Genomic DNA, 1,983 nt, shown 5'->3' with positions numbered 1-1,983 from the left:
CGGCGCGCCGCGGCGGGGGGACCCGGCGGGCGGGGGGGCGGCGCGCGCGCCGGCCGCGCAGCGCGGGGCGGACCCGGCGCTGGCACTGGCGCGGCTGGAAACGCCGCCGCCGCTGCGCCGGGCACTGCGGGAGGCGCGCGCGATGCTCAGCCGCGAATCGGGCGGCGGCGCCAATCGCTGAGCGCGCCCCGGGCGGGAGACACACGAACGGGATACGGTTTGTGCCTTTCCGCCTGCGGTTGCGCGGGCCTAGCCTTCCGGTCCGGGCGGGCCCCGCGGGTCCGCCGGCGCCAACGCCATGGAGACACGACCCATGCGGACCTTCGCCGCCCTGATCGGGCTCTCGCTTCTTGCCGGTTGCGCGCAGACCGGGCCGACCGCCTCGGTCCCGACGCCGAACCTGCCGGCCTCGCTTGCCAACATCGTCACCGATCCGGCGCGCACGGCGATCAACAACACCGCCGCGGTGTTCGGCAATCCGGCCAGCGTGCAGGGCCGCCCGATCGCGGTGGCGGAGGCGATCTCCCAGCTCGAATGGCTGACGCCGGAGCTTTCGAACGACCAGCGCTTCATCGGCATGCCCGCGACGGTCGCGGGGTCCGTGCGCCAGGGGCGCGACGCGGTGCGCGAGACCTTCGGCGTGCGGCCCGACACCAGCCCGCAGGCCGCGGTCAACGCCTTCGACGCGGCCGCCGCGGCCCATCGCGCCAACGACCCGCCGGGCGCGCAGACCGCGCTGGCGGCGGTGACCGGCGCCGAGGGCGCGGCGCGCGCCGCTTCGCTGCTCTCTGCGCTGCCGCGGATCCCGCAGGCCCAGGCGGGAACCGCCGCGGCGGTCAGCGGCCTGGCGCAGATGAACGACCGGATGCCGCCGCGGCGCTGACCGGCGCCTGGCGCCGGCGAGGAGAGACTGCGATGTTGCGTCGTGCCGCCTTGCTCCTGCCGCTGCTGCTGGCCGCCTGCGGCACGCCGCCGCCGGGACCGGCGCCGGTGACCCTGCCCGAGAGCGCCGGCAACCCGGGGCTCGGTGATCCGACCCGCGGGGCGCTGCTCTCCGCCGCGCATGTCTTCGCCCGGCCGGACACCATCGCGGGCGATCCCGCCGCCGGGGCGGAGGCGCTGGCGCGGCTGGAGTTCCTGACGGTCGAGCTCGCCACCGATCAGCGCTGGATCGGGCTCGATCCGCTGGTCGTGCCGCAGCTGCGCGCCGGGCGGGCGGAAGCGCGGGCGGCCTTCGGCATCCCGCCTGACGCGCCGCCGCAGCGGGCGCTGGATGCGCTGTTCGGCGCGGCCGCGTCGCTGCGCGCCGGGGATCGCGCCGCCGCGACGGCGCAGCTGGAGCCGCTGGTCGGCGCGGCGGGCGTGGAGCCGCTGCTCGCGCGCCTCGCCGCCTTCCCGCAGCTGCCGCGCGCCGCCACCGCCCTGGCGCAGGCGCAGGCCGCGATGCTGCGGCGGAACGACAACGACCGCCGGGGGCGGTGGTGGTTCTGAGGCCGGGCGGCGCCGCCGCGGCGGGGCTGGCGCTGCTGCTCGGCGCCTGCGCCGCGCCGTCCGAGCCGCTGCCGACGGTGCCGCCGGTGCCGCAGCAGCCGCAGGCGAGCGCCGCCGACCCGGCGCGCCAGGCGGTGCTGAGCGCGGCCGCCGCCTTCGCCGATCCGGCCCGGCTGGCGGGCCATCCGGCGGATGCCGCGCGCGCCGTCGCGCAGCTTTCCTGGATGAGCGTGGCGCTGCCCCAGGACCAGTGGTGGATCGGGGCGAACCCGACCCTGTTCTTCGCGCTGCGCGAGGCCGAGCGCGAGCTGCGCGGCGCGCTCGGCATCAGCCCGGAGGCCAGCACGGCGGCGGTGACGACGGCCTTCGCCGCGGCCGCGACGGCGCTCGAGCAGGACCGGCGGGGCGAGGCCGCGGCGGCGCGGGCGCCCGTCGCCCCCGGCCGCGGGGCGGCGGGGCGGGCCCCGCGCGGTCCCCGGCCCGCGCGGCCCC

General features: G+C 79.5%; 4 protein-coding genes. All 4 read left to right on the top strand.

Annotation, left to right across the window (positions count from 1 at the left end; all coding sequences use genetic code 11):
* On the top strand, window positions 1–181 hold a 181-nt coding region (locus AC1MIR_RS26185), incomplete at its 5' end, for a hypothetical protein (RefSeq protein ID WP_480031114.1).
* Window positions 182–313: 132 nt separating this feature from the next.
* Entirely contained in the window at window positions 314–883 is a 570-nt protein-coding gene (locus AC1MIR_RS26180) for a hypothetical protein (RefSeq protein ID WP_480031113.1), read from the top strand.
* Between the two features lie 32 nt (window positions 884–915).
* Entirely contained in the window at window positions 916–1,491 is a 576-nt protein-coding gene (locus AC1MIR_RS26175) for a hypothetical protein (protein WP_480031112.1), read from the top strand.
* Window positions 1,479–1,983, top strand: a 505-nt coding sequence (locus AC1MIR_RS26170) for a hypothetical protein (protein WP_480031111.1), incomplete at its 3' end; no start/stop codon positions are given. The genes AC1MIR_RS26175 and AC1MIR_RS26170, both read left to right, overlap by 13 nt.

Source organism: Falsiroseomonas sp. RANM36 (assembly GCF_056682175.1).
This window is presented reverse-complemented; position numbering and strand designations above follow the sequence as displayed.